Below are 25,908 nucleotides of genomic sequence, written 5' to 3' on the forward strand. Positions count from 1 at the left end.
CCCCCGAGTCAGCAACTGGACTGGAGACAGGCCATGGTCAGCTACGCCCTGAAAAACAACCCCTTCACCCTGGTGGCCAGCCTGCCTCGGCGTCAGTGCGGCGAAAAAAAACTGCTGGTCGATGATGTCTATCCACAGATCTTCGACGCCATTCTCGAACAGCGCATCGCACCCGGCAGCCGCTTCACCGAAGACAGCCTCGGGCAGGCCTTCGGCGTCAGCCGCAGCATCATCCGCCAGGTCCTGGCGCGCTTGTCCCACCAGCAAGTGGTGATCCTGCGGCCCAATTACCGCCCCCAGGTCGCGGCTCCTGACCTGGAGCAGACCCGGCAGATCCTGCACGCCCGGCGCCTGACGGAAATCACCCTGGTGCGCCTGGCCTGCCAGCAACCCCGGCGCCAGTTGCAGTCCCTGCGACAGTTGATCGCCCGGGAACGTGAAGCCATTGAGCGCGACCAACGCGGCCCGGCCATCCGCCTGTCCGGGGAGTTCCACCTGCAACTGGCTGAAGTGGCCGGCAACGCCCCACTGGCGCAGTTTCTCGGCAGCCTGGTGCCGCTGACCTCCCTGGCCATCGCCCAGTTTGAAGGCCGCGCCCGCCACTGCTGCGCCTGGCAAGAGCACGCGACGATCATCGATGCGCTACAGGCGGCTGACGTCGAAAAGGCCGAAGCCCTGATGAACCGCCACTTGGATCACCTGGAACAACGCCTGCTAGGCACAGCGCCCGCCGACCTGTAGGAGTCGGCTGGCCAGCGAGGACTTCAGCCCCCCAGCATTTTCTCGAAGCCCTGCCGGATCTTCTCTTCCGGCAGATCGTCGGCAATGAACACCATCACACTCTCCCGCGCCTCGCCCTCAGCCCATTCGGTATCCCAGTCAAAGCCGTAAAGCTTGAGTACGCCCTGGAACACCATGCGCCGTGGCTCGTCGATCACGTTCAGCACGCCCTTGTAACGCAACAATTGCTTGCCATGATCCTCCAGCAGCTCATTCATGAACTCGCTGAGGCGATCCAGATCCAGGGCCTGTTCAGTGCGCAGCACCAGGCTGGAAATCCGATCCACCGAGGGTGCCGGGCTCACCGGACGCAGGCTGATGCCGCCGCCCAGATCAGCATTCAAGTTGAAGCCCCGCACATCCAGCAGTTCCGCCAGATCGATCCGGCCGTGCTCCACCAGGCGAATCGGCGCCCGGCGGTTGATCCGCGTCAGGCGCTGGCTGAGGGCCTCGAAGGTCTGCTCATCCACCAGGTCGCGCTTGCTCACCAGCAGCCGGTCGGCAAAGCCGATCTGCGCCTGGGCGATGGTCTGGGTCAGGTGGAACTCGGCGTGCTTGGCATCCACCAGGGTGATGATGCCGTCGAGGATGTAGCGCTCACGCAACTCTTCATCAATGAAAAAGGTCTGCGCCACCGGAGCCGGGTCGGCCAATCCGGTGCACTCGATCACCAGTCGATCAAAGGCGATCTCGCCACTGTCCAGGCGCTCCAGCAGCAGATACAGGGCCTTGGTCAGGTCGGTGTGGATGGTGCAGCAGACACAGCCATTGGACAGGGTCATGACCTGGACCGGCTCGTCCCCCAGCAGCTGGGTGTCGATACCGGCATCACTGAACTCATTCTCGATCACGGCGATCTTCAAACCGTGCTCGGCCTTGAGCAGATGACGCAGCAAAGTGGTCTTGCCGGCGCCGAGGAAACCGCTGAGCACGGTGACGGGAATAGGATTTTGCAAAACAGGATCTCCCACGCATAAAAACGTAGGAGCCGGCTGGCCGACGATGGCGTCAATCAGAGCGCTATCGCCGAGCAGCCGGCTCCTACATGGGTGTGGCTTACACGCTGTACTTCAACAGCACTTCGGACCGCCCTTGCCGCCGTACCGCGCTTCCTGGCGTTCTCGGAAGAACGCCTCGTACGACATCACCGGCTTGTCCGGGTGCTTGGTTTGCATATGCTCGACGTAGTTGTCGTAGTCGGGCATGCCGACCATCAGGCGCGCGGCCTGACCGAGGTATTTACCGAGGCGACTCAGGTCATTGAACATGGTTGCAATCCTCGGGTTACGCGTCAGGTACAGCCTGGTAGGGCGATTCTTTATCCGTACGTTCCTTGCTGCCCCAAGCCGCGATACCGACCTTGAGCGCGTAGAACAGGATGCTGAACACCACCAGCAGGAACAAGGCAGTCAGGGTCGCGTTGGTGTAGGCGTTGAAGATCACGTGCTGCATCTGCGTGATGTCCTTGGCCGGAGCGAGGATCTGACCATTGGCCATCGCATCGCTGTATTTCTTCGCCAGCGACAGGAAGCCGATCGCCGGGTTGGCGTCGAACAGCTTGATGAAGCCCGCAGTCGTGGTGCAGATCAGCAGCCAGACAGCCGGCAGCAGGGTGACCCAGATGTAGCGCTGGCGCTTCATCTTGATCAGGACCACGGTGCCCAGCATCAGGGCAATACCGGCCAGCATCTGGTTGGAGATGCCGAACAGCGGCCACAAGGTGTTGATGCCACCCAGCGGATCGATCACGCCCTGGTACAGCAGGTAGCCCCACAGGGCCACGCAACCGGCGGTAGCAATCAGGTTGGCGGTCCAGGATTCAGTGCGTTTGAGCGCTGGAACGAAAGACCCCAGCAAATCCTGGAGCATGAAACGACCGGCACGGGTACCGGCATCCACAGCGGTCAGAATGAACAGGGCTTCGAACAGGATCGCGAAGTGGTACCAGAACGCCATGGTGTTCTCACCCGGCAGTACTTGGTGGAGGATCTGCGCGATACCCACCGCCAGGGTCGGTGCCCCACCGGCACGGGCCAGGATGGTGTTTTCACCGATGTCCTTGGCCACCGCCTGCAGTTGTTCCGGGCTGATGACAAAACCCCAACTGCTGACAGTCTGCGCCACGGCCACCACATCACCGCCGACGATGGCCGCCGGGCTGTTCATGGCGAAGTAAACGCCAGGCTCGATCACCGAAGCCGCGACCATGGCCATGATCGCCACGAAGGACTCCATGAGCATGCCGCCGTAGCCGATGTAGCGGGCATTGGCTTCGTTATCCAGCAGCTTGGGCGTGGTCCCCGAGGAGATCAACGCATGAAAGCCCGACACCGCGCCACAAGCGATGGTGATGAACAGGAACGGGAACAGGCCGCCTTTCCATACCGGGCCAGTGCCATCGGTGAACTGGGTCAGGGCCGGCATTTTCAGCTCGGGCATGGTGATCAGGATGCCAATCGCCAGGGCGATGATGGTACCGATCTTGAGGAAGGTCGACAGATAGTCACGGGGCGCCAGGATCAGCCACACCGGCAGCACCGCGGCGACAAAACCGTAGCCGATCAGCATCCAGGTGATCTGGATGCCGGTGAAGGTAAACATCTTGCCCCAGACCGGATCGGCGGCCACCTGCCCCCCCAGCCAGATGGAACCCAGCAGCAATAGGACGCCGATCAACGAAATCTCGCCGATGCGGCCCGGGCGGATGTAGCGCATGTACACGCCCATGAACACCGCGATCGGAATGGTCGCCATCACCGTGAAGATGCCCCACGGGCTCTCGGCCAGGGCCTTGACCACGATCAGCGCCAGCACCGCGAGGATGATGATCATGATCAGGAAGCAGCCGAACAGCGCAATGGTGCCGGGAATACGCCCCATTTCCTCACGAACCATGTCGCCCAGGGAACGGCCGTTACGTCGGGTGGACAGGAACAGCACCATGAAGTCCTGAACCGCACCGGCCAGGACCACCCCGGCGATCAGCCACAGGGTGCCGGGCAGGTAGCCCATCTGCGCCGCCAGGACCGGGCCCACCAAGGGACCGGCGCCGGCAATGGCCGCGAAGTGGTGACCGAAGAGAATGTGTTTATTGGTCGGCACATAGTCCAGACCGTCATTGTTGAGCACGGCGGGAGTGGCCCGACGTGGGTCCAGCTGCATCACATTATTGGCAATGAACAGACTGTAGTACCGGTACGCCACCAGATAGATGGCCACCGCGGCCACCACAATCCACAAGGCGTTGATCGCCTCGCCGCGACGCAATGCAACTACGCCGAGGGCGCACGCTCCTACGATTGCCAGCAGCAGCCAAGGGACATGGCGCAGCAGGCTATTATTATTTTTCATTTTTTTATTCCGGCCAGGGGGATAGAAAAACAGCATTTCGAGTGTAGCGCTACTGTTCTCAAAGACCACCCCCCACGTTGGTCTAGAGCCTTCTTTTATCTTATGAGCGGCATTTTTTGGGACATTTTTCTGCGCAAGGCGCACCGCCACAAAACCCTGAATCAGCCCCATTCGTCCGGCAAGCCGCGAGCACGGCGGCATTGCATTTTTTTTGCGGTCCGATGGCTTTGTAGCGACAGTCATAAACCGGGGTCTATAGTCAGTGCACCACGCAGAGGGCCAGCCCATGAGCGAGCAACACGCCGAACGCCGACGCTTCAAACGCATCGCCTTCGATGCCACGACTGAACTGAGTCAAGGCACCCACCGCTGGCCGGTGCGGCTGCTGGACCTGTCCCTCAAGGGACTGTTGATCGAACGCCCCGATCCCTGGCTCGGAGATCCCAACCGCCCCTTCGAAGCCGATGTTCACCTGGGCCTCGATGCCGACGTGCGTATGGATGTGCAACTGGCCCACGACCATAACGGTCAGTTGGGCTTCGTCTGCCTGCACATCGGCCTGGAGTCCATCGAACACCTCAGGAGGTTGATCGAGCTGAACCTGGGGGACCCCGAGGAGTTGGAGCGGGAACTGGGTGCGCTGATCAGTATTTGATCAAAAACACCCGTGTTCAGGGGAACAGCGCGGGTTCGGGAAAGTCGCTTTCCATGTCCCAGTAACCCGCTTGCTGCCGCGACAATTCTGTCCATTGGCCGTCGACATAACGGAAGGTGCGATAGGTGGTGATGAACTCCTCGTTCTCCATCGTCGACGCCGATGACACCTGCTGGATGCTTTCGGTGCCCCCTTCCCGGGACGGCACGATCCGCCACGCCGCCTTGCCAGTCTGGGCGAACACCAGCGGCTGCCTTTCCCCTCCTTCCCCCAGATAGAGCACCGAGTCCAGCTGACCCTGCTGCGGCATCAGCACTTGCGTGGCCGGACCACTGTAGCTGCCCATGGGGGCGGTCTGGTCGACAGTGAGGAAAAACGCCGGCGATGGCAGGCCGTTGAGCGGCGCCTTTTCCACCGTGGCCAGGGGATAGTCCAGGGGCTTCTGCGCCAGCACCTCGCCGCTGTCGGAAACCAGGCGCACCTGAGCGCCCAAGGGCGTGGTCGGGTGATCGTCCTCGGACTGGGCAAAGCTGTCGGCGTCCAGGCCATTGCCCCAGCTGTCGGCGTGCAGTTGCGGCGTGATGCGCACATCCTCCAGCACCTCCAGCAGCGAACCATCGCCCACCAGCACTTGCTGGGCCACGCGATAGCCCTCGGGCACCTCGCTCGGCTGCGCCACGGCAAAGCCGCTGCCACACAGCAGGCTGAGGCCCAGCCACCAGCCCTTCAACTTTGTCATGCCCATTACCTGCTTCCTTCCATGAGAGCCCAGCTCGATTTATTCGAAGAGCGCATCCAACGCCTGTTCCAGGCGGGTCACGGCAATGATCTTCAAGCCCGGCGGCGACTCTTTCGGCGCATTGCCCTTGGGCACGATGGCCCGTTTGAAGCCGTGCTTGGCGGCCTCTTTCAAACGCTCCTGGCCGCTGGGCACCGGACGCACTTCACCGGACAGGCCGACTTCACCGAACACCAGCAAGTCATGGGGCAGCGGACGATTGCGCAAGCTCGACATCACGGCGGCCATCAACGCCAGGTCGGAGGCGGTTTCCAGCACCTTGACCCCACCCACCACGTTGAGGAACACGTCCTGGTCATGGGTCGGAATCCCGCCGTGGCGGTGCAGCACCGCCAGCAGCATGGCCAGGCGGTTCTGATCCAGGCCCAGGGTGACCCGGCGCGGATTGGCCAGGTGGCTGTCATCCACCAGCGCCTGGACTTCAACCAGCATCGGCCGGGTGCCTTCCCAGGTGGCCATCACCACGCTGCCGGGCACTTCTTCCTGAGCTCGTGTGAGGAAAATCGCCGAAGGGTTGGACACCTCCTTCAGACCGCGGTCGGTCATGCCGAAGACACCCAGCTCGTTGACTGCACCAAAACGGTTCTTCACCGCCCGCAGCAACCGCAGGCGACCGTCGGACTCGCCCTCGAAATACAGCACGGTGTCGACCATGTGCTCCAGCACCCGCGGCCCGGCCAGGGCGCCTTCCTTGGTCACGTGGCCCACCAGGAAGATCGCCGTGCCGCTCTGCTTGGCGTAACGCACCAGCAAGGCAGCGCTCTCGCGCACCTGGGACACGCCGCCGGGAGCCGATTGCAGCTGTTCGGTGAAGATGGTCTGGATCGAGTCGATCACCATGACCTTGGGTTTTTCCACCCGAGCGGTGGCGATGATGGTTTCGATGCAGGTCTCGGTCATCACCCGTAACTGATCCTGGGGCAGGCCCAGCCGCCGGGCGCGCATCGCTACCTGCTGCTGGGACTCCTCGCCGGTGACGTACAAGGCCGGCATGCGCGTGGCGATGTTGCACAGGGTCTGCAGCAGGATGGTCGACTTGCCGATCCCCGGATCACCACCGATCAGCACCACCGAGCCGTCCACCAGGCCGCCGCCCAGCACTCGGTCGAGTTCGCCGGAAGCGGTGGAGAAACGTGGAATCTCCTCGACGCTGACTTCTGCCAGGGTCTTGATCTGCGCCTGTTGCCCGGCCCAGCCAGTGCGCCCGGCGGGAGCCGCGGCACCACCGCTTTCGATCATGGTCTCGGTCAGGGTGTTCCAGGCCCCGCACTCGCCACATTGCCCGGCCCATTTGGGAAAGGTGGAGCCGCACTCGGTGCAGCCGTACATGCGCTTGGCCTTGGCCATCTGAACCCCCGGCAAAAACCGCGATGATAGCTCAGCTGGAACCGATCAGCGCGGCGCCGTGGTGCGTATCTGCCCGCTGGCCAGACGCGTGGCACTATTGCCCAGCGGGTCTTCGGCATTCAGGTCAGCGCCCTTGGCGGCCAAGGCGTCCAACAGTTCGACCCGCTTGAACAACCCGGCGTACATGGCCGCCGTCTGCCCGGCGCCATTGCGCTGATCGGGACTGCAATCGGTCGCCAGCAAACGCCGAGCGATCTGCACCTCGCCCTTGAAGATCGCCCCCATCAACGCCGTGTTGCCGCGTTTGTCCTGGGCACAGGCATTGGCGCCGGCGTCCAGCAGGCGCTCCACTGCCGGACCCTGGCCGTGATAAGCGGCGAGGATCAATGCCGTGTAGCCCTTTTCATCCTGGGTATCGAGGGAGTAACCAGCCTCGATAAAGGTGTCGAGCATTTCCACATCGCCCCGGCGGGCGGCATCGAAATAGTAGTGTTCCAGCTGCACCTTGACCGCCACCGGGTCGGCGGCGGTCGCGGGTTCGGCCGCCGGCTGCGCGTAGGCGGCAAACGAACAGGCCGCTGACAGCAGCGCTGTAAAAAGACGCATGGCGCGACTCCTCTGTCGGAAAAAGTCGTCACGCCCAGGCGGGCGTGACGGAGTGAAACGCGCTCGATCAATCGCTCAGCTTGGCCGCCAGCGCCTTGACCCGAGTCAGGTCGCCCTTGGCCACACGGGCCACGCCGGTGCCGTACTCCGGGTCGGCCTTATACAGGAACGACAGGATGATGTGCTTGCTCTCGTCATCGGTGGTGGCCAGGGAGCCGCCGAAGCTGTCGATCAGGTCCTGACGTTCCTTCTTGCTGAAGGAACGGTACAGATCACCGGCCTGCTTGAAGTTCTGCTCGCGCTGGATCTTCGCCTGCTGGGTGCTGCCCGACAGTGCCAGCTGGCTGTAGCGCGCGGTTTGCGGCTCTTCGCGGGGCATCAGGCGGCTCGGCTGGTAGTTGACCCCCGTGCTGGTGTGGCCCAGATTCATCGCGCCGTCCTGGTTGCCGTTGTTCACCGGGTTCTTCGGTGCGTTGATCGGCAGTTGCAGAGCATTGGCGCCGATGCGGTACATCTGGGTATCGGCGTAGGAGAACACCCGGCCTTGCAGCAGGCGGTCTTCCGACGGCTCGATCCCCGGTACCAGGTTGGACGGGGCCATGGCCACTTGCTCAGTCTCTTGGAAGACGTTGGCGGGGTTACGGTTCAACACCATCTGTCCCACTTTGCGCTCGGGTACATCCGGCCAGATCTTGGTGGCGTCCAGGGGATCGAAATCAAACTTGGCCAAGTCTTCGGGTTTCAATACCTGGACATACAAGTCCCACTTGGGAAAGTCCCCTTTATTAATGTGGGTTACCAAGTCATGGGTCATATGGCTGTAATCACGCCCTTGTACCTCGACCACCTGTTTCGGATCGAGATTCTTCAGACCTTGCAGACTCTTCCAGTGAAACTTCACGTAGTGCACTTCACCCTTGGCGTTGATCAACTTGTAGGCGTGCACCCCATTACCATCCATTTCCCGGTAACTGGCCGGAGTTCCGGAGTTGGAATACAGCTCGGTCAATGTGCGAGTGGCTTCGGGAACATGAGAGAAGAAATCAAAACGTCGCGAGTCATCATCCAGATTGGTACGCGGATCGGGTTTGAACGCGTGCACCATATCCGGGAACTTGATGGCATCGCGAATGAAGAAGGTCGGGAAGTTGTTGCCGACCAGGTCCCAGTTTCCCTCTGCGGTATAGAACTTGGTGGCGAAACCCCGTGGATCACGCAAGGTTTCCGGGGAGTGGTTGCCATGCACCACCGACGAGAAACGCACGAATACCGGAGTCACCTCGCCGGCGGCAAACACCTTGGCACGGGTCAGGTCGCTGAGGTTGTCGGTGACGGTGAAGGTGCCGTGGGCGCCGGTGCCACGGGCGTGTACCACGCGCTCTGGAATGCGCTCGCGATCAAAACGCTGAAGTTTCTGGATCAGTTGCACATCTTGCAGCAACACCGGGCCGGTGGCGCCTGCGGTCTGTGAATTCTGGTTATCGCCCACTGCCGCGCCATTGTCGCGGGTCAGCGTAGCGGCCTGTACGGAAAGGGAAAGCAGACTGGCGGCAAGCACGCCCAGTACGCGTCGCTGGGAAAAACTCCCAAGGCCAAGAGAAGCGGTCATGTTGAATTCCTCTAGTTATATAAGGCGCATCTCGGTGCGCCTGCTAGAGGCTAGTGACTAAACATTTGAAAGATAAATAGAAAGGCCATAACCCATCGATTGACAGAATGTTCTGGTTATCTCGTCAAATGCGGGGTATATCGCGCGCGATCCGATGGCACTTTGAAAAAACTCTTTGCCTGTTTATCGGTCAATAACCTCGCGTGCTGTTAAAAGTTGTGTCGGCAAAATGCTTTTTGCTGAATTACACTGCCGTAACCAACCTCATCTGTAACAAGGAATAACCTATGGGCGTGCTAAGTGAGTTCAAGGCCTTCGCGGTCAAAGGTAACGTGGTCGATATGGCCGTGGGTATCATCATCGGCGCCGCGTTCGGCAAGATCGTCTCGTCCTTTGTCGGCGACGTGGTCATGCCGCCCATCGGCGTGTTGGTCGGTGGGGTGAACTTCGGGGACCTGGCAGTCACGCTGAAAGCGGCGGCAGGGGATACACCCGCGGTGGTTCTGGCCTATGGCAAGTTCATCCAGAGCATCATCGACTTCCTCATCATCGCCTTCGCCATCTTCATGGGCGTCAAGGTCATCAACCGCCTGAAACGCGAAGAAGCCGTGGCCCCTACCCTGCCACCGGTACCGACCAAGGAAGAAGAGTTGCTGGGAGAGATCCGCGATCTGCTCAAGGCGCAGAACAACAAGCCCTGATACAGGCTTCAGCACTCGAAGAAACGGCGCCCCCAAGGCGCCGTTTTGGTTACCAGTAAGTCTCCACCGCCACCTGCCCCGGCCGTCGACTCAGGCTCAGGTTCATCCCTCGCTGCTTGAGCAGCGCACGGGTGTCGTCAATCATCTGTGGGTTGCCGCAGAGCATCACCCGGGAATGCTCGGGGGTCAGTTCCACGCCAGCGGCGCGTTCCAGCTCGCCGTTCTCGATCAGTTGGGTGATGCGCCCATTGAGGCTGCCCGGGTGCTGCTCGCGGGTCACGGTGCTGATGAACTGCAACTTATGCGCGAACTCGGCCAGGTACTCACGTTGCGGCAACTCGGCAAGCAACTGCTGATAGGCCAGCTCCCTGGCCTCGCGCACGCTGTAGACCAGGATGATGCGTTCGAATTTCTCCCAGACCTCGAAGTCCTGGAGGATCGACAGGAACGGCGCAATCCCGGTGCCTGTGGATAACAACCAGAGATCGCGACCGTCGACGAAACGATCCAGGGTCAGATAGCCAAAGGCCTGACGATCCACCAGCAGGCTGTCCCCCACTTCCAGGCGGCTCAGCTCACTGGTGAACTCGCCGCCGGGCACCACGATGGAGAAGAATTCGAGAAACTCGTCGAACGGCGACGACACCATGGAATAGGCGCGCCACACCGTGCTGCCATCGGCCTTGGTCACCCCGATACGAGCGAACTGCCCGGCGCGAAAGCGAAAACCCGCATCCCGGGTGGTGCGCAGGGTGAACAGGCTGGAGGTCAGCGGCTGGATCTCGAGCAGGGTCTGGCGAGTGTACTTTTCTTCACTGGCGGTCATGACGGGCTCCACAAAAGCGATGCGCTAGTGTCCCGCAAAGCGCCGGACAGAAACACCGGCGGTTTGTAGTGGCATAGAGCGCGGGCAATCCCCGGCAAAAAAACGTACCATTTAGCCCCGCTTCGAACGGCCCGCGCCTGCGCTGTTCGAGGGTTCCCGTGCGCGCGACAGCCCCCACCGCCGGGACATTCACCGATTACCTAGAGTCCGCCCCATGCCCCTGCTTGCAAGCCCCTTCGCCCAGCTCGACCTGATCCGCCAGCCCGAACAGCAAAACGAGCCGCTGCAAGCCTTCGACGCAGCGGACGAATACCTGCTCAACCATCTGGCCGAGCAGCAACCGACCAGCGATACCCGGGTGCTGATCCTCAACGACAGCTTCGGCGCCCTGGCCGCGAGCCTGCTGGGCAAGGTCCAGGTCAGCAGCAGCGGCGATTCGTACCTGGGCGCCCTGGCCCTGGAAAAGAACCTGGTGCGCAACGGCCTGCCCTTCGACGCCCTGCGGGTGATACCGGCCAGCGAGCCGTTGCACGGCCCCTTCGACCGGGTGCTGATCCGCGTGCCCAAGACCCTGGCCCTGCTGGAAGAACAGCTGATCCGCCTGCAGGGACAACTGGCCCCTGGCGCCCAGGTCGTGGCGGCGGCCATGGTCAAGCACCTGCCCCGCGCCGCCGGTGACTTGCTGGAGCGCTACATCGGCCCGGTGCAGGCCTCCCTGGCGGTGAAAAAGGCCCGCCTGCTGGTCGCCACGCCAGAAGCCAGACCGCCGGTCGCATCGCCCTACCCGACCCGCTATCGCCTGGAGCAGCCGGCCATCGAGCTGCTCAACCACGCCAACGTGTTCTGCCGCGAAGGTCTGGACATCGGCACCCGCGCCTTCCTCCCGCATCTGCCACAGAACCTCGGCAGCGCCCGGGTCGCGGACCTGGGCTGCGGCAACGGCGTGCTGGCCATCGCCAGCGCCCTGGACAACCCCCAGGCCCACTACACCCTGGTGGACGAATCCTTCATGGCCGTGCAGTCGGCACGGGAGAACTGGCAGGCACTGCTGGGCGAGCGCGAAGCCCAGATGCGCGCCGGCGATGGCCTGGCCGGTCAGGCGCCGCAGTCCCTGGACGTGGTGCTGTGCAACCCGCCGTTCCACCAGCAACAGGTGGTGGGCGACTTCCTCGCCTGGCGCATGTTCCAGCAGGCCCGGGAAGCCCTGGTGGTGGGCGGTGCGCTGTATATCGTCGGCAACCGTCACCTGGGTTATCACAGCAAGCTGGCGCGGCTGTTCCGCGGCGTCGAACAAGTGGCGGCCACGCCCAAGTTCGTGATCCTCAAAGCGCGCAAGTAACAGGCAAAAAAAACCCTCCGCTGGCGGAGGGTTGAAACCGCGCCGCAAGGCACGGGATGGGATGATCAGTGGGTAGTCAGGCCCGCGGCGCTCATGAACATGCGCATCAGGCTGGCCACCACGAACAGGGCCAGCACACTGCCACCCCAGATCATCGCCAGCCAGCCCAGGCGCCGCCACAGGGGCTGTTTTTCCGCCTGTTCGATTTCCTGCAAAGAGTGTTTATCGCTCATGATTTCAACTCCTGCTTGACCCAAACCCTCGCCGGGGCTGGCTGGCCAGTGAAAGCGCCGGCCAGCCAGGCACAAGGTGCAAGGGCCTGTTCGCCGGCAAGCCGGCTCCTGCCTAGTGGTAACCGTCTTCGTGGGTGACCTTGCCGCGGAACACGTAGTAGCTCCAGAAGGTGTAGCCCAGGATGAACGGGATGATGAACAAGGTGCCCACCAGCATGAAGCCCTGGCTTTGCGGCGGCGCCGCGGCGTCCCAGATGGAGATCGACGGCGGCACGATGTTCGGCCACAGGCTGATACCCAGGCCGCTGTAGCCGAGGAAGATCAGCACCAGGGTCAACAGGAACGGCGTGTAATGCGCGTTGCGGGCCACAGCACGGAGCAGGCCGTACATGGTCACCAGCACCAGGATCGGCACCGGCAGGAACCAGAACAGATTGGGCAGGGTGAACCAGCGCGCCGCGATGTCGGCATGGGCCAAGGGCGTCCAGATACTGACGATGCCGATCACCGCCAGCACCACATAGGCCAGGGGCCGGGCCAGGTCATGCATCTGCTGCTGCAGCTTGCCTTCGGTCTTCATGATCAGCCAGGTGCAGCCGAGCAAGGCATAGGCCACCACCAGCGCCAGGCCGCAGAACAGGGTGAAGGGCGTCAGCCAGTCCAGGGAGCCACCGGCAAACTGGCGGTCCACCACCGGCAAGCCGTCGATGAATGCACCCAAAGCCACGCCCTGGAAGAAGGTCGCCGCCGCCGAGCCGCCGATAAACGCCTTGTCCCAGATATGACGCTTGTCTTCCTTGGCCTTGAAGCGGAACTCAAAGGCCACCCCGCGGAAGATCAGGCCGATCAGCATCAGGATCAGCGGCAGGTACAGCGCCGAGAGCACCACCGAGTAGGCCAGCGGGAAGGCGCCGAACAAGGCCGCGCCCCCCAGCACCAGCCAGGTCTCGTTGCCGTCCCAAACCGGGGCGACGGTGTTCATCATCACGTCACGGTCGCGGTCGTCCTTGACGAACGGGAAGAGAATCCCGATCCCCAGGTCGAAGCCGTCCATGACCACATACATCATGATGCCGAAGATGATAATCACGGCCCACAACAGCGGAAGATCAATACCCATGACTCAGTTCCCCTTGTTCAGGCGGGTGCCGTGGTCGGCGTCGTGGTCATCGTCGGCTGCGGACAGCGGACGGGCCGGAGTACGTTTCTGCCCGGGACCACCGTGGCTGGTTTCGGCACCTTCGTTGGTGACCGGGCCTTTGCGCACCAGGCGCATCATGTAGCCCAGACCCACGCCGAACAGCGAGAAATACACCACCACGAACAACGCCAGGGTGATACTCATCTGCACAAAACTGTGTGCGGACGAAGCATCCGCCGTGCGCATCAGGCCATAGACCACCCAGGGCTGACGGCCGATCTCGGTGGTGAACCAGCCCGCCAGGATCGCGATCAGGCCGGACGGCCCCATCCACAACGTCAGGTACAGGAACGGACGCGAGGTGTAGAGGGTGCCGCGCTTGCGCAGCCAGACACTCCACAGGCCAGTGAAGATCATCAGCATGCCCAGGCCCACCATGACCCGGAACGACCAGAACACAATGGTCGAGTTGGGACGGTCTTCGGGCGGGAACTCCTTGAGCGCCGGCACCTGCTTGTCCAGCGAGTGGGTGAGGATCAGGCTGCCCAGGTAAGGGATTTCCACTGCGTATTTGGTTTTCTCAGCCTTCATGTCCGGCCAGCCGAAGAGGATCAGCGGGGTCGGCTCATTACCGACGTTTTCCCAGTGACCTTCGATGGCGGCGATTTTCGCCGGTTGGTGCTTGAGGGTATTAAGACCGTGGAAGTCACCGATCACCGCCTGCACTGGCGCCACGATCAGGGCCATCCACATGGCCATCGACAGCATGCGACGAATGGCCGGGTTGTCGCGCCCCCGCAGCAAGTGCCAGGCTGCGGACGAGCCGACGAAGAACGCCGTGGCGACGAACGCCGCCACCGCCATGTGCGCCAGGCGATAGGGGAATGACGGGTTGAAGATCACCGCCAGCCAGTCCACCGGAATCACTCGGCCGTCAACGATTTCGAAGCCTTGCGGGGTCTGCATCCAACTGTTGGAGGACAGAATCCAGAAGGTCGAAATCAGCGTGCCAATGGCCACCATCACCGTGGAGAAAAAGTGCAGCTTGCGCCCGACCTTGTTCCAGCCGAACAGCATGACCCCGAGGAAACCAGCCTCGAGGAAGAACGCGGTGAGCACTTCATAGGTGAGCAAGGGGCCGGTGACAGCACCAGCAAAATCGGAGAAACGGCTCCAGTTGGTGCCGAATTGGTAGGACATCACCAGACCGGACACCACCCCCATGCCGAAGTTGACAGCGAAGATCTTCGACCAGAAGTGGTAAAGATCACGATAGGTATCGTCGCGGGTCTTGAGCCACAGGCCTTCGAGTACCGCCAGATAACTCGCCAGACCAATGGTGATGGCCGGGAACAGGATGTGGAACGAAACGGTGAATGCGAACTGAATTCGGGCGAGATCAAGCGCCTCTAAACCGAACATAAGCTTTCCTCTATCAGGTAAAACCGGCTGCGGGCCAAAGGCCAGCGCCTACTGCCCCCACGGATATGGAGTTCGGCGAATTCGGATTCGTTCTTTTTTAAACCATCGCAACGTAGGGATTCTGGCCCTTGGGCCGCCACATCAAACCACTGGAAAAGGTTTTGATCTGGATCAAGCAACGTTAAAAGAGTAGTCCTATTTTCAGCGCGCAACTCTGTGGTTATTTGCCGCGTGACAGCTTGCCTCACCCCGCCAAACCCGGGGTTTTCCCGGCTTTTCCCCACACAAAACGCCTGTAGCCGCTGCTGAGCCTGCGAAGCTGCGAAAGGCCGGGCCGCGTTCGGTACGCAGGGTCTTGCCTGGCGATTGCCCGTCGAACCTGCGGCGTACTCAAGAGCCTGGCGTCTCCTCCGGAGCCGTTCGCAGCCTGCGGCAGCGGCTACAAGGGTTGGCGGCCCGGCATGCGAGCAAAAAAGGAGATAGATGCGCAGCTAACGATTTTCCCGCACGCCGCAACTACTGGTTACATCTTGGTGATAACCTCGTCGCACTCCACGCTCAGATTGACCGCCCGATGCCCAGCCAAACGCCTCTGTTGCTCCGTCACCATCGCCCGTTCATCGCTTTCTGGCTGGCCCGGATCTTCACCGCCAGTGGTTTCCAGATGCTCACCGTGGCCATCGGCTGGAACCTCTACCAACTGACCGGCAACGTGCTCGACCTGGGCCTGGTGGGACTGGTGGAGTTCGCCCCGCGCGTGCTGTTCATGCTGCACACCGGGCACGTGGCCGACCGCTACGACCGGCGCCGAGTGGCGGCTATCTGTCAGTCGCTACAAGCCTTGATCGCCCTGGCCCTGGCCGTCGGCAGCCTGACCGACAGCGTGACCCGGGAAATGATCTTCATCCTGGCCTTCCTCCTCGGCGGCGCCCGTTCCTTCGAGATGCCCACCACCCAGGCCCTGCTGCCGAGCATCGTGCCAGCGGCGCTGTTTCCCCGGGCGGTGGCCGCCGCGCAATCGGCGCAACAGTCGGCGACCATCGTCGCCCCGGCCCTGGGCGGGTTGCTGTATGCCTTCGGCAGCGTCTGGGTCTACGGCCCCACCGTGGTCCTGTACCTGATCGCCTGCCTGCTGATGCTCAACCTGCCGGCCCGGCAGACGCCGCTGAACAAGGGCAAGGCCACCCTCGATTCGCTGCTGGCGGGGATTCGCTTCATCCGCAGCCGCCCGGACATCCTCGGCGCCATCTCCCTGGACCTGTTCGCGGTGTTGCTGGGCGGCGCCACCGCATTGCTGCCGGTGTTCGCCAAGGACATCCTGTTGACCGGCCCCTGGGGCCTGGGCCTGCTGCGTTCGGCGCCAGCGGTGGGCGCACTGCTGATGTCACTGTGGCTGGCGCGTTTCAGCGTCGAGCGCAAGGTCGGGCGGGTGATGTTCACCGCCGTCGGCGTATTCGGCGTGGCCACCATCGCCTTCGGCCTCTCGACTTCGTTCTGGTTTTCCCTGGCGGTGCTGGTGGTGCTGGGGGCGGCGGACATGATCAGCATGGTGATCCGCGCGTCCTTCGTGCAGCTGGAAACACCGGACGAAATGCGCGGCCGGGTCAGCGCGGTGAACGGCTTGTTCATCGGTGCTTCGAACCAGCTGGGGGAATTTGAATCCGGGCTGACCGCCCACTGGTTCGGCACCGTGCCGGCGGTGGTGCTGGGCGGGGTCGGCACGCTGCTGGTGACCGGGGTCTGGATCAAGCTGTTCCCGACCCTGGCCCAGCGCGACCGGATGATCGAATCAGTCGAGCAATCCAAGGCCTGATGCCGCGCCGGGCGAGCGCGGCCAGGTTCAAGCCTCAGTGGCTGGGCTGAGCCTCAGAGACGGCTCGCCATTTCGCCGCCTCCAGCAGGTCGCTGTAGCCGGCCCTCTCCAACAACAATCAATGCACGCAACCACCTCGTAACAGCGTGTTGATCATTCTCTGCAATACAAAACCGCTACGAAGAGTGTAAGGTATCGCCTTACACTCACTCCCCATGATCAAGTCCTTTCAGCACAAAGGCCTGCGCGCCTTCTATGAAACCGGATCGACTCGTGGAATACGGGCTGAGCATGCACGCCGGCTGGCCCGCCAGCTGTCGTTCATGGATCACGCCAGCGAACCGGCAGACCTTAACCTGCCGGGTTGGCGGCTGCACCCACTCAAGGGCGACCTGCACGGCTATTGGTCTTTGGTGGTGTCCGGCAACTGGCGAGTGATCTTTCGTTTCGTAGGTTCGGATATCGAACTGGTCGATTATCTGGACTACCACTGAACAGGAGGCAGGATCATGCCCATTCACAACCCACCCCACCCCGGTGACACCCTGCGCCTGGATGTCTTGCCTGAGCTGGGCATCAGCGTGACGGAGTTGGCCCGGCATATCGGCTATGCCCGCCCGCATCTGTCCAAGGTGTTGAACGGCCATGCGCCGATCCGCGCGGAACTGGCGGTCCGCCTGGAACGTGCCGGAATCGGCAAGGCCAAGGTCTGGCTGGCGGTGCAGGCCGATTACGACATCTGGCACACCGAACAGGAGTTGCAACCGGTGATCGAGCCTATCGCGGCCCATGTCGGCTGAGCCCTATACCGACAACTCTGCTGCCACCTGGGCGCGCTTGCCGCGACCGCACAGCGCCTCCACCAGGGCCAGGGCAAACGTCAGGGCCGCGCCGGAACCCTGGGCGGTGATGCAGTTGCCATCCACCACCACCGGCTGGTCGACAAAGGTACAGCCCAACAGCTGATGGCTGGCGCTGGGCAGGCAGGTCATGCGCCGCTGGCGCAGCACGCCATAGGCCTGCAAGGCCAGGGCCGGTGCTTCGGCGATGCCGGCGAAGAACCTGCCAGCGGCCGCCTGATCCTTGAGCAGCTGCATTAAGGGTTGATGGCCAGCCAAATGCTGGGCACCTACCGCGCCGCCGGGCAGCACAATCAGGTCGAAACGCTGGGCCAGCACATCCACCAGCATGGCGTCGGCGGTCAGTCGGGTGCCGCGGGCGCAGGTGAGCATGCGCCGGTTTTCGACGCTGGCCGCCAACACCTCGATTTCGGCACGGCGCAGTACGTCGATCAGGGTCACGCTTTGCAGGTCATCAATGCCTTCGGCAAGGGTGACCAAGGCTCTGAAGGTCATGGGGATGACTCCACAAGGAAGGTCTTTAGAGCTTAGTCAGCTTTGCCGAACGCCGTTCGGGGCTACCTGATGTAGATCTGCGCACTCAGGGTATTGCCCGGCGCGTTGATCGAGGTGTTGCTGAAGCTGAAGGTGCCTTCCTGCTTGCCCGCCAGGTCGAAGACATAGATGTAGCCCACAGTGATTCCCGAGTTGCCGCAGGGCACATAGGCGGAGCCGTCCTCGCACACCGGCGAGCGAGTGCCGTCGACCTCGAAACCGTCCAGGTTCACATGGGGCTCGCGGCCGTAGCCGATCTCCAGCACGTAGACCTTGATGTTCGGACCGTTGTGGTCGCACTGGGTGCGTTCACGCCCATCGGAGACATCTTCCAGGCCGCAGGAAGGTGACAGCACCTTGAGAATCTCCACCTGGCTCAACGGCGGCGCCGAACGCGCCAGGGCCGGAGACGCCAACCAGCAGGCTGCTGCCCCCAGCAGCGTCAATGCTGTCATTTTCACTGTGCTGCGCATAAATCCCCCCTTAAAAGCAGCGCGCAGTATGCGCTACTTGCCAGCAGTGCAAAACATCGCCGACGATCGCAGCCATTGGCCCACGCTGCTGGTATGATGCGCGGCTTTTTCCGACCCAGGGCAAATCCACAGGCACCTTATAAAGTCTGTGCTTTGCTGTTGGAGTCGATACATTCACGGCGCCCGGCGGCGCCACGGGGAGCAGACATGCTGGAAAGGCTGTTTCAACTCAAGGCACACAACACCAACGTGCGCACCGAGATTCTTGCGGGCGTCACCACCTTCCTGGCCATGGCCTACATTCTCTTCGTCAACCCGAGCATTCTCGGCGAGACGGGCATGGACAAGGGCGCCCTGTTCGTTGCCACCTGTCTGGCTGCCGCCATCGGCTCCACCATCATGGGCCTGATCGCCAACTACCCGATCGCCCTGGCGCCGGGCATGGGCCTGAACGCCTTCTTCACCTACACCGTGGTCCTGCACATGGGCCACACCTGGCAAGTGGCGCTGGGTGCGGTGTTCATCTCGGCGGTGCTGTTCTTCCTGCTGTCGATCTTCAGAATCCGCGAATGGATCATCAACAGCATCCCCCTGCCGCTGCGCTCGGCGATTGCTGCCGGTATCGGCCTGTTCCTGGCGCTGATCGCCCTGCACAACGCCGGCATCGTGGTCAGCAACCAGGCCACCATGGTCGGCCTGGGTGATCTGAAAAAGCCGGCACCGATCCTCGCCACCCTGGGCTTTGCCCTGATCGTCGCCCTGGAAGCGCTGAAAGTGCGCGGGGCGGTGCTGATCGGCATCCTCGCGGTGACCATTGCCTCGATCATCATGGGCTTCACCCCGTTCGCCGGCGTGACCTCGATGCCTCCGTCCCTGGCCCCGACTTTCCTGCAACTGGACATCAAGGGCGCCCTGGACATTGGTCTGGTGAGCGTGATCTTCGCCTTCCTGTTCGTTGATCTGTTCGACAACTCCGGCACCCTGATCGGCGTCGCCAAGCGCGCCGGCCTGATGGGCAAGGACGGCCACATGCCGAAAATGGGCCGCGCGCTGATCGCTGACAGCACCGCCGCCATGGCCGGCTCCCTGCTGGGCACCTCGACCACCACCAGCTACATCGAATCCGCCGCGGGCGTGAGCGCCGGTGGCCGCACCGGCCTGACCGCCATCGTGGTGGCGATTCTGTTCCTGCTGGCACTGTTCTTCTCGCCGCTGGCGGCCAGCGTGCCACCGTTCGCCACCGCGCCGGCACTGCTGTTCGTGGCCGTGCTGATGACCTCGGGCCTGGCGGAAATCGACTGGGAAGACATCACCGTCGCCGCCCCGGTGGTGGTCACCGCCCTGGCCATGCCGTTCACCTATTCGATCGCCAACGGCATCGCCTTCGGCTTCATTGCCTGGACCGCGATCAAGCTGCTGTCGGGCCGCGCCCGCGAGCTGAACGCACCGCTGGTGATCCTGTCGATATTGTTCGTGATCAAGCTGGGTTGGTTCGCCGCATGACTTTTGACGCCGCAAGCTACAGCACCCAATTGAACGACAAGGTCACGCGCCTGCGTGACCTGCTGGCGCCCTTCGCTGCGCCCGAGCCCCAGGTCTTCGACTCGCCCCTGCAGAACTTCCGCCTGCGGGCCGAGTTCCGCCTGTGGCGCGAGGCCGGTGAACGCCATTACGCGATGTTCTCCCAGGACGACAAACGCACGCCGATCCTCATTGAAGAGTTCCCCATCGCCAGCCAACGCATCAACCAGTTGATGCCCCGGCTCAAGGCCGCCTGGCAAGCCAGCGCGCCTTTGAGCCACAAGCTGTTCCAGGTGGAGTTCCTCACCACCCTGGCGGGCGATGCGATGATCACCCTGTGCTACCACCGCCCGCTGGACGAGCACTGGCACAAGGCCGCGAGCCAACTGGCCGCCGACCTCAATGTCAGTGTGATCGGCCGTTCCAAGGGCAAACGCGAAGTCATCGGCCAGGACTACGTGGTGGAAAAGCTCGAAGTCGGCGGGCGTACCTTCAGCTATCGCCAACCCGAAGGCGCCTTCACCCAGCCCAACGGCACGGTGAACCAGAAGATGCTCAACTGGGCCTATGAAGCCCTGGGCGAACGCCAGGACGACCTGCTGGAACTGTACTGCGGCAACGGCAACTTCACCCTGCCCCTGGCCACCCGGGTGCGCAAGGTACTGGCCACCGAGATCAGCAAGACCTCGGTCAACGCCGCCTTGAGCAACCTCAGCGAAAACGCTGTGGATAACGTCACCCTGGTGCGTCTGTCCGCCGAAGAGCTGACCGAAGCCCTGAACGAAGTGCGGCCGTTCCGCCGCCTGCAGGGCGTGGACTTGAAGAGCTACGAATTCGGCAGCGTGTTCGTCGACCCGCCCCGGGCCGGCATGGACCCGGACACCTGCGAACTGACCCGGCGCTTCGACAACATCCTGTACATCTCCTGCAACCCGGAAACCCTGGCGGCCAACATCGCCCAGTTGCATGACACCCACCGCATCACCCGCTGCGCGCTGTTCGACCAGTTCCCCTGGACTCACCACATGGAATCCGGGGTCCTGCTGACCCGCCGCTGATTTGCCCCGCTGCCCAACGGCCGTCCTCGAGACGGCCGTTGTCATTCACGGCCGCCGATCCCCCTACCGCTTCCTGTAGCCGCTGCTGCAGGCTGCGATCGACTGCGAAGCTGGCGCAAACCTGACACCGCGGTGCATCAGGCACGTCTGCGTCGCCGGGTGTGCGGGGCGGCGCCCCGGTCGCAGCCTGCGGCAGCGGCTACAAGGTCAGCCCGCGGGTTGAAAGTACCCGGCCAGTTGCTGCAGGTCCTGTTCATTGAGCAGGCCGGCGTAATACTTGAGCTCAATCCGTGCCAGCAGGTAGGCATGCCGGGCATCCGCCAGGTCACGACGGGCAGTGAACAGTTGCTGCTCGGCGTCCAGCACATCGAGGTTGACCCGCTCGCCACCCTGCACGCTTTTGCGGGTCGCGGTCACCAGGGCCTCGGCTGAGCTGACGGCCATTTCATAGGCGCGGACCTTGGCCGCCGCACTGGTGTTGAGGTTGAACTGCTTGCGCAGCTGGTTGAGGGTGTTGGCGGTTTGCGCATCCAGTTCATATTGCGCCTGGGACAGCTGACTGGCCGCCTGGCGGGTCGAGGCCGAGACCGAACCACCGGCAAACAGCGGCAGGCTGACCTGGATACCCACGGTGTTGGTGTCGTACTGCTGGTTGTAGGTGCTCTCCGAATCAGAGCGGGTCTGCCGGCTGCTGGCGTACAGGCTGATCTTGGGCAGGTGCCCGGCGCGCTTGCGCTCCACTTCGTATTCCGCCGCCCGCAGGGCCTGCTGCTGGGAAGCCAGTTCAGGGTTGTTGGCCATGGCCAGGTCACGCCAACTGTCGAAGCGGTTGGGCAGCAGCGGCTGGATCTCGAACTGCCGGGTCAGCGGGTCCAGCTCGTCGATCTGCAACGGCTCGCCGACTATGGCTTGCAGCTCGCGCAGGGCCGCATCCTGCTGGTCCTGGGCCTCGATCTCTTGCGCCAGGGCCAGGCTCAAACGGGCCTGGGTCTCCAGCACATCGGTGCGGGTGCCCTCGCCGCCCTTGAGCAGACGTTCATTGAGCTGCAAGCGTTCGGCGTAGGCGCGCTTCTGTGCCCGGCTCAGCTCGATGCGCTCCTGGGCCAGCAGCGCCTGGCTGTAGGCACTGAGCAGGCGCACCGCCAGTTCCTGGCTCTTGCCGCGAAAACGCTCGTCGGAAAACAGCGCCTGGGCCGAGCCCTGGCGATAGCGCGCATAGGCCTCGTAGTCCAGCAGTGGCTGTTGCAGGGTCAGGGTCGAGGCGTAGCTGCGGTAGTCACGATCGGTGGTGACATCGCCACGAACCGTGTCCTGGGTCACCTCGGACTGGTTGCGCGAATTGTTGTAGCTCCAGGACAGGTTCGGCAACAGCCCGGCACGGCCGATGGCCCGGTTCTCTTCACCGGCATCGCGCTCCTTGATCGCCGCCTGGAAGGTCGGGTCGTTACGCAGAGCCAGATCGTAGGCATCGAGCAAACCCAGGGCCAGGGCCGACGGGCTGCTCAGCAGGCACAGCAGCGCGAGGAAGCAAAAGGCGCGAGTCATTCTTCCACCAACGCCATATGGGTCCGGTCCAGCAACGGCTTGAACAGGTAGTTGAGCATCGAGCGCTCGCCGGTACGGACAAAGGCCTCCACCGGCATTCCCGGACGGATCTGCAAGCCCTGCAACTGCTGCATGCCTTCGGCGCTGACCGTGGCGCGCAAGGTGTAATAGGGCTCTTCGGTACGTTCGTCGACCTGGCGATCGGCGGACACCAGGGTCACCTCCCCCGGCACCCTCGGCGTGGTGCTCTGGTTGAAGGCCGAGAACATCAGTTCCACGGGCAGCCCCGGGTGCACCTTGTCCACCAGTTGCACCGGCACCCGCGCCTCCACCAGCAGCGGCTCGTCCTGGGGCACGATGTCCATCAGCGGCTGGCCCGGCTTGATCACGCCGCCCTCGGTGTACACCTCCAGGCCCACCACCACACCGGCAGCCGGGGCGCGCACCTGGCTGTTGGCCAGTTCGAACTCGGCGGAGGCCAGGCGATTGCGCAGGTCTTCGGTGCGAATCCGGGTGTCGGCCAACTGGCTGCGCAGGTCTTTCTGGAAATCCTCGGTGGACTGGCGGATGCGCAGGCGCAGTTCGAGGATCTGCCGCTGCAACTGGCCGATGCGGCCGAAGTCCTCGGCGATCGAGCCGTCGATCTGCGCGTACAGGCGTTCGCTGTCCAGCAGGCGATTGCGTGGGATGTAGCCGTCCCGGGCCAGCTCCCGCAGGCCCTGCAACTGTTCGTTCAAGGCACTGCGCTGTTGCCGCTTGCTGGCCTGGGAATCCCGGGTACCGCGCAACTGCGCTTCGGAGCCGGCAATGGTCTCGGCAATGCCCTGTTGCTCCATGCTCAGGGCCTGGCGCCGACTGCTGAACAGCTGTCGTTGCAGGGCCAGGCTGGCGGCCACCTCAGGTTCGCTCGCCAAGGCCTGGAGCTGTGGATCGAAGACGATCTCGCTGGCGCCATCGCGCTCGGCATTGAGTCGCGCTTCGCTGGCCAGGGAACCCAAGTACTGACTGCGCAAGGACTGCATCTGGGTGCGCAGGGGGGTCTCGTTGAGGCGCAGCAACACCTGCCCGGTGCTGACCCGGTCGCCCTCCTTGACCTCGATCCGCTCGACGATGCCGCCGCTCTGGTGCTGCACCGTCTTGCGATGGCCCGAGACCATGACCTTGCCCGACACTGCCACGCCCTTGTCCAGCGGCGCCAGGGCGGCCCAGCCGATAAACCCGGCAAAGCCTCCCAGCACCAGGAGCCAGCCGAGGCGTGAATACTTCCTTTCGTCCAGGACCAACACATTGTTCGCTGCGGGCCCTGGGGCAGGCGCCGTGCGGCCTGTGGATAACCTCGCGCTCATGCTTTCTTCCCTTCGCCGCCGGCCACGCCCAGTCGGTAATTCATGTTCAGGCTGGTCACCGGATTGCTCACCGGTACCGCGGGCGGCGGCGCGGCCTTGGCTTTCTGGTTCGCTTCCAGCACCCGCGCCGTCGGGCCGAAGCCTTGCAGCTGGCCTTCGCGCAGAATCATCAGCTGGTCGGTCAGGCTCAGCACATTGGGTTTGTGGGTGATCAGCACCAGGGTCCGCTGCCGTTGCTTGAGTTGGCCGATGGCCTGCAGCAGCGCCTGTTCGCCAGCTTCATCAAGGTTGGAGTTGGGTTCGTCGAGCACGATCAGCGCCGGCAAGCCGTACAACGCACGCGCCAGGCCGATGCGCTGGCGCTGCCCGCCGGACAGCCCGGCACCACCCTCACCCAGGCGCGTGTCATAGCCCTGGGGCAGTTGCAGGATCAACTCATGCACCCCGGCCATTTGCGCAGCCTGCAGGACCTGATCGGAGTCCAGCGGACCGAAACGCGCGATGTTCTCGGCAATGCTGCCGGCGAACAGTTGGATGTCCTGGGGCAGGTAGCCGATATGCGGGCCCAGTTGCTGCTTGTCCCACTGGGCCAGGTCCGCGCCATCCAGGCGCACCTTTCCCGTCAGGGGCGTCCAGGCACCGACCAACAGCCGGGCCAGGGTGGACTTGCCGCAACCGGAAGGGCCGATCACCCCCAGGACCTGGCCGGCCTCCAGGGTGAAGCCGAGGTTGCTCAGGGCCGGACGGCGACTTCCCGGGGCACAGGCACTCAATTGCTCGACACTCAACTTGCCCTTGGGCGTCGGCAGGCTCATGCGCACCGGCCGTGGCGGGTTGGCCTGCAACAGCTCGGACAAGCGCTCGTAGGCCAGGCGCGCCGAGCTCCATTGCTTCCACACCGCGATCAACTGGTCGATGGGGCTGAGCACCCGGCCCATGAGGATCGAGCCGGCGATCATCATCCCCGGAGTGATCTGCCCCTGCACCGCCAGCCACGCGCCCAGGCCCAATACCAGGGACTGCAAGGCCATGCGCACGCCCTTGGACCAGGCGCTGATAGTGGCGGTCTTTTCACTGGCCAGGTTCTGCTGAGCGAGAAAGCCCTGGTGACCGACGAACCAGCGCTCGCGCAGCGCGCCGAGCATGCCCATGGCTTCGATGGCGTCGGCGTTGCGCAGGTTGGCCGTGGCCTGCTGGCTGGTGATGATCGACAACTGGCTGGCCTGGGCCAGCGGTGCCTGGCAGATATGCTGGTTGATCCAGGCCAGCGCCACCAACAGCAGCGCACCGCACAGGGCCAACAGACCGAGCCAGGGGTGAAAGAGGAAGATCACCAGCAGATAGACCGGGAACCAGGGCGCGTCGAAGAAGGCGAACAAGGCATTGCCGGTGGCGAACTGGCGCAGCGCGGTCAGGTCATTCAAGGCCTGGCCGGCGGCCTGGGGGCTGCCCTTGAGCTGGGCCTCGAACGCCGCGTCATACACCCGCTGGTTCAGGCGCATGTCCATCTGGGTGCCGAGGTGGATCACCACCTGGCTGCGCACCCACTCCAACGCCCCCATCAGGCCGAACAGGCCGAGGATCATCAGCGTCAGCATCAACAGGGTCATCTGATTGCCCGAGGCCAGCACCCGGTCGTAGACCTGCAGCATGTACAGGGCCGGGGCCAGCATCAGCAAATTGATCACCGCCGAGAACAGGCCGATGTTGAAGAAGCCGCCCTTGTAGGCCGTCAGGGCCGCCAGCGTCTCGGAAGCGGCAAGTGGATTCGGCCTGCTCATCAAGGTGTCCTGTGCAGAGTTTAGGGATACAGGGTCTTCCGCTCAGGCAGAGCGGAACGACAAGAGGCGCGCCCGGTGCGTTGACAGGCACCCCGACGCTCCCCAGAATTTGCCACCTCCGCCGCCCTGGCCTTCGAAAACTCGGGCGACGGAGGTGAGTCAGACCAG

General features: G+C 63.1%; 25 protein-coding genes. 9 read left to right on the forward strand and 16 right to left on the reverse strand.

Annotation, left to right across the window (positions count from 1 at the left end):
- The first annotated feature begins 33 nt into the window (after positions 1-33).
- The gene (locus ACMGF8_RS00510; RefSeq protein ID WP_102865430.1) at positions 34-741 is read left to right on the forward strand and encodes a GntR family transcriptional regulator; all 708 of its coding nucleotides are present in this window, start codon (positions 34-36) and stop codon (positions 739-741) included.
- A gap of 23 nt (positions 742-764) precedes the next feature.
- Here ACMGF8_RS00510 and yjiA read toward each other — a convergent pair whose 3' ends face one another.
- The 3 genes from yjiA to ACMGF8_RS00525 all read right to left on the reverse strand — a co-directional run bounded on the left by yjiA (position 765) and on the right by ACMGF8_RS00525 (position 4,131).
- Positions 765-1,736: a GTPase gene (yjiA, locus tag ACMGF8_RS00515; protein ID WP_102865429.1), complete on the reverse strand. Its 972-nt coding sequence runs from the start codon at positions 1,734-1,736 to the stop codon at positions 765-767.
- Between the two features lie 114 nt (positions 1,737-1,850).
- Entirely contained in the window at positions 1,851-2,048 is a 198-nt protein-coding gene (locus tag ACMGF8_RS00520) for a YbdD/YjiX family protein (RefSeq protein WP_007937254.1), read from the reverse strand.
- 16 nt (positions 2,049-2,064) lie between these two features.
- Positions 2,065-4,131 carry a carbon starvation CstA family protein gene (locus ACMGF8_RS00525; RefSeq protein ID WP_102865428.1) on the reverse strand — a complete coding sequence of 689 codons (2,067 nt, stop codon included), beginning with the start codon at positions 4,129-4,131 and terminating at the stop codon, positions 2,065-2,067.
- 286 nt (positions 4,132-4,417) lie between these two features.
- Between ACMGF8_RS00525 and ACMGF8_RS00530 the strand changes: the two genes are divergently transcribed.
- Positions 4,418-4,786, forward strand: a complete 369-nt coding sequence (locus ACMGF8_RS00530) for a PilZ domain-containing protein (RefSeq protein WP_115580976.1) — start codon at positions 4,418-4,420, stop codon at positions 4,784-4,786.
- A gap of 16 nt (positions 4,787-4,802) precedes the next feature.
- On the opposite strand, the gene ACMGF8_RS00535 is transcribed toward ACMGF8_RS00530, so the two are convergent.
- From ACMGF8_RS00535 to katB, 4 genes are all read right to left on the reverse strand, one after another.
- Positions 4,803-5,531, reverse strand: coding sequence for a hypothetical protein (locus tag ACMGF8_RS00535; protein WP_374704529.1), 729 nt, complete (start codon positions 5,529-5,531; stop codon positions 4,803-4,805).
- A 33-nt stretch (positions 5,532-5,564) separates the two neighbouring features.
- Entirely contained in the window at positions 5,565-6,932 is a 1,368-nt protein-coding gene (gene radA / locus ACMGF8_RS00540; RefSeq protein WP_025129215.1) for a DNA repair protein RadA, read from the reverse strand.
- A gap of 45 nt (positions 6,933-6,977) precedes the next feature.
- Complete coding sequence (locus ACMGF8_RS00545) at positions 6,978-7,538, reverse strand: ankyrin repeat domain-containing protein (RefSeq protein WP_207166583.1); 561 nt, start codon at positions 7,536-7,538, stop codon at positions 6,978-6,980.
- A gap of 67 nt (positions 7,539-7,605) precedes the next feature.
- Positions 7,606-9,147: a catalase KatB gene (gene katB / locus ACMGF8_RS00550; RefSeq protein WP_207166584.1), complete on the reverse strand. Its 1,542-nt coding sequence runs from the start codon at positions 9,145-9,147 to the stop codon at positions 7,606-7,608.
- Positions 9,148-9,434: 287 nt separating this feature from the next.
- On the opposite strand from katB, the gene mscL reads away from it, so the two are divergent.
- Positions 9,435-9,848 (forward strand): large-conductance mechanosensitive channel protein MscL, encoded by a 414-nt coding sequence (mscL, locus tag ACMGF8_RS00555; RefSeq protein WP_102865424.1) that lies wholly within the window; start codon positions 9,435-9,437, stop codon positions 9,846-9,848.
- Between the two features lie 49 nt (positions 9,849-9,897).
- Here mscL and ACMGF8_RS00560 read toward each other — a convergent pair whose 3' ends face one another.
- Positions 9,898-10,674: a ferredoxin--NADP reductase gene (locus ACMGF8_RS00560; protein WP_416758364.1), complete on the reverse strand. Its 777-nt coding sequence runs from the start codon at positions 10,672-10,674 to the stop codon at positions 9,898-9,900.
- 214 nt (positions 10,675-10,888) lie between these two features.
- Between ACMGF8_RS00560 and ACMGF8_RS00565 the strand changes: the two genes are divergently transcribed.
- Positions 10,889-12,013: a methyltransferase gene (locus ACMGF8_RS00565; RefSeq protein ID WP_207166586.1), complete on the forward strand. Its 1,125-nt coding sequence runs from the start codon at positions 10,889-10,891 to the stop codon at positions 12,011-12,013.
- A 65-nt stretch (positions 12,014-12,078) separates the two neighbouring features.
- Here ACMGF8_RS00565 and ACMGF8_RS00570 read toward each other — a convergent pair whose 3' ends face one another.
- From ACMGF8_RS00570 to ACMGF8_RS00580, 3 genes are all read right to left on the reverse strand, one after another.
- The gene (locus tag ACMGF8_RS00570; protein WP_102865421.1) at positions 12,079-12,246 is read right to left on the reverse strand and encodes a DUF2474 domain-containing protein; all 168 of its coding nucleotides are present in this window, start codon (positions 12,244-12,246) and stop codon (positions 12,079-12,081) included.
- A 112-nt stretch (positions 12,247-12,358) separates the two neighbouring features.
- The gene (gene cydB / locus ACMGF8_RS00575; protein ID WP_102882278.1) at positions 12,359-13,366 is read right to left on the reverse strand and encodes a cytochrome d ubiquinol oxidase subunit II; all 1,008 of its coding nucleotides are present in this window, start codon (positions 13,364-13,366) and stop codon (positions 12,359-12,361) included.
- A gap of 3 nt (positions 13,367-13,369) precedes the next feature.
- Positions 13,370-14,809, reverse strand: coding sequence for a cytochrome ubiquinol oxidase subunit I (locus ACMGF8_RS00580; RefSeq protein ID WP_102865419.1), 1,440 nt, complete (start codon positions 14,807-14,809; stop codon positions 13,370-13,372).
- 574 nt (positions 14,810-15,383) lie between these two features.
- On the opposite strand from ACMGF8_RS00580, the gene ACMGF8_RS00585 reads away from it, so the two are divergent.
- The 3 genes from ACMGF8_RS00585 to ACMGF8_RS00595 all read left to right on the forward strand — a co-directional run bounded on the left by ACMGF8_RS00585 (position 15,384) and on the right by ACMGF8_RS00595 (position 17,422).
- Positions 15,384-16,622, forward strand: a complete 1,239-nt coding sequence (locus tag ACMGF8_RS00585) for an MFS transporter (protein ID WP_416758367.1) — start codon at positions 15,384-15,386, stop codon at positions 16,620-16,622.
- 215 nt (positions 16,623-16,837) lie between these two features.
- Positions 16,838-17,116, forward strand: a complete 279-nt coding sequence (locus tag ACMGF8_RS00590; RefSeq protein WP_016966171.1) for a type II toxin-antitoxin system RelE/ParE family toxin — start codon at positions 16,838-16,840, stop codon at positions 17,114-17,116.
- A 15-nt stretch (positions 17,117-17,131) separates the two neighbouring features.
- A complete protein-coding gene (locus ACMGF8_RS00595; RefSeq protein WP_016966170.1) occupies positions 17,132-17,422 on the forward strand; it encodes a HigA family addiction module antitoxin in 291 nt (96 codons plus the stop codon).
- Positions 17,423-17,425: 3 nt separating this feature from the next.
- Here ACMGF8_RS00595 and ACMGF8_RS00600 read toward each other — a convergent pair whose 3' ends face one another.
- Entirely contained in the window at positions 17,426-17,977 is a 552-nt protein-coding gene (locus ACMGF8_RS00600; RefSeq protein ID WP_102865417.1) for a DJ-1 family glyoxalase III, read from the reverse strand.
- Positions 17,978-18,039: 62 nt separating this feature from the next.
- Positions 18,040-18,489 (reverse strand): DUF4879 domain-containing protein, encoded by a 450-nt coding sequence (locus ACMGF8_RS00605; RefSeq protein ID WP_102865416.1) that lies wholly within the window; start codon positions 18,487-18,489, stop codon positions 18,040-18,042.
- A 207-nt stretch (positions 18,490-18,696) separates the two neighbouring features.
- Here ACMGF8_RS00605 and ACMGF8_RS00610 point away from each other — a divergent pair, with 207 nt between their 5' ends.
- Positions 18,697-19,992: an NCS2 family permease gene (locus ACMGF8_RS00610; protein ID WP_102865415.1), complete on the forward strand. Its 1,296-nt coding sequence runs from the start codon at positions 18,697-18,699 to the stop codon at positions 19,990-19,992.
- The gene (gene trmA, locus ACMGF8_RS00615) at positions 19,989-21,068 is read left to right on the forward strand and encodes a tRNA (uridine(54)-C5)-methyltransferase TrmA (protein WP_102865414.1); all 1,080 of its coding nucleotides are present in this window, start codon (positions 19,989-19,991) and stop codon (positions 21,066-21,068) included. The genes ACMGF8_RS00610 and trmA overlap by 4 nt, the downstream gene beginning before the upstream one ends.
- Before the next feature lie 207 nt (positions 21,069-21,275).
- Here trmA and ACMGF8_RS00620 read toward each other — a convergent pair whose 3' ends face one another.
- From ACMGF8_RS00620 to ACMGF8_RS00630, 3 genes are read right to left on the reverse strand one after another with little or no spacing between them, the layout of a single operon-like run.
- Positions 21,276-22,613, reverse strand: a complete 1,338-nt coding sequence (locus ACMGF8_RS00620) for a TolC family outer membrane protein (RefSeq protein ID WP_102865413.1) — start codon at positions 22,611-22,613, stop codon at positions 21,276-21,278.
- Entirely contained in the window at positions 22,610-23,959 is a 1,350-nt protein-coding gene (locus ACMGF8_RS00625) for an HlyD family type I secretion periplasmic adaptor subunit (protein WP_102865412.1), read from the reverse strand. Before ACMGF8_RS00625 ends, ACMGF8_RS00620 begins: the two co-directional genes overlap by 4 nt.
- Positions 23,956-25,740, reverse strand: a complete 1,785-nt coding sequence (locus tag ACMGF8_RS00630; protein WP_250330516.1) for a type I secretion system permease/ATPase — start codon at positions 25,738-25,740, stop codon at positions 23,956-23,958. The genes ACMGF8_RS00625 and ACMGF8_RS00630 overlap by 4 nt, the downstream gene beginning before the upstream one ends.
- Positions 25,741-25,908: the final 168 nt, after the last annotated feature.

The organism is Pseudomonas sp. BNK-7 (genome assembly GCF_048072025.1).
GTDB classification, from domain to species: Bacteria; Pseudomonadota; Gammaproteobacteria; order Pseudomonadales; family Pseudomonadaceae; genus Aquipseudomonas; species Aquipseudomonas danubii.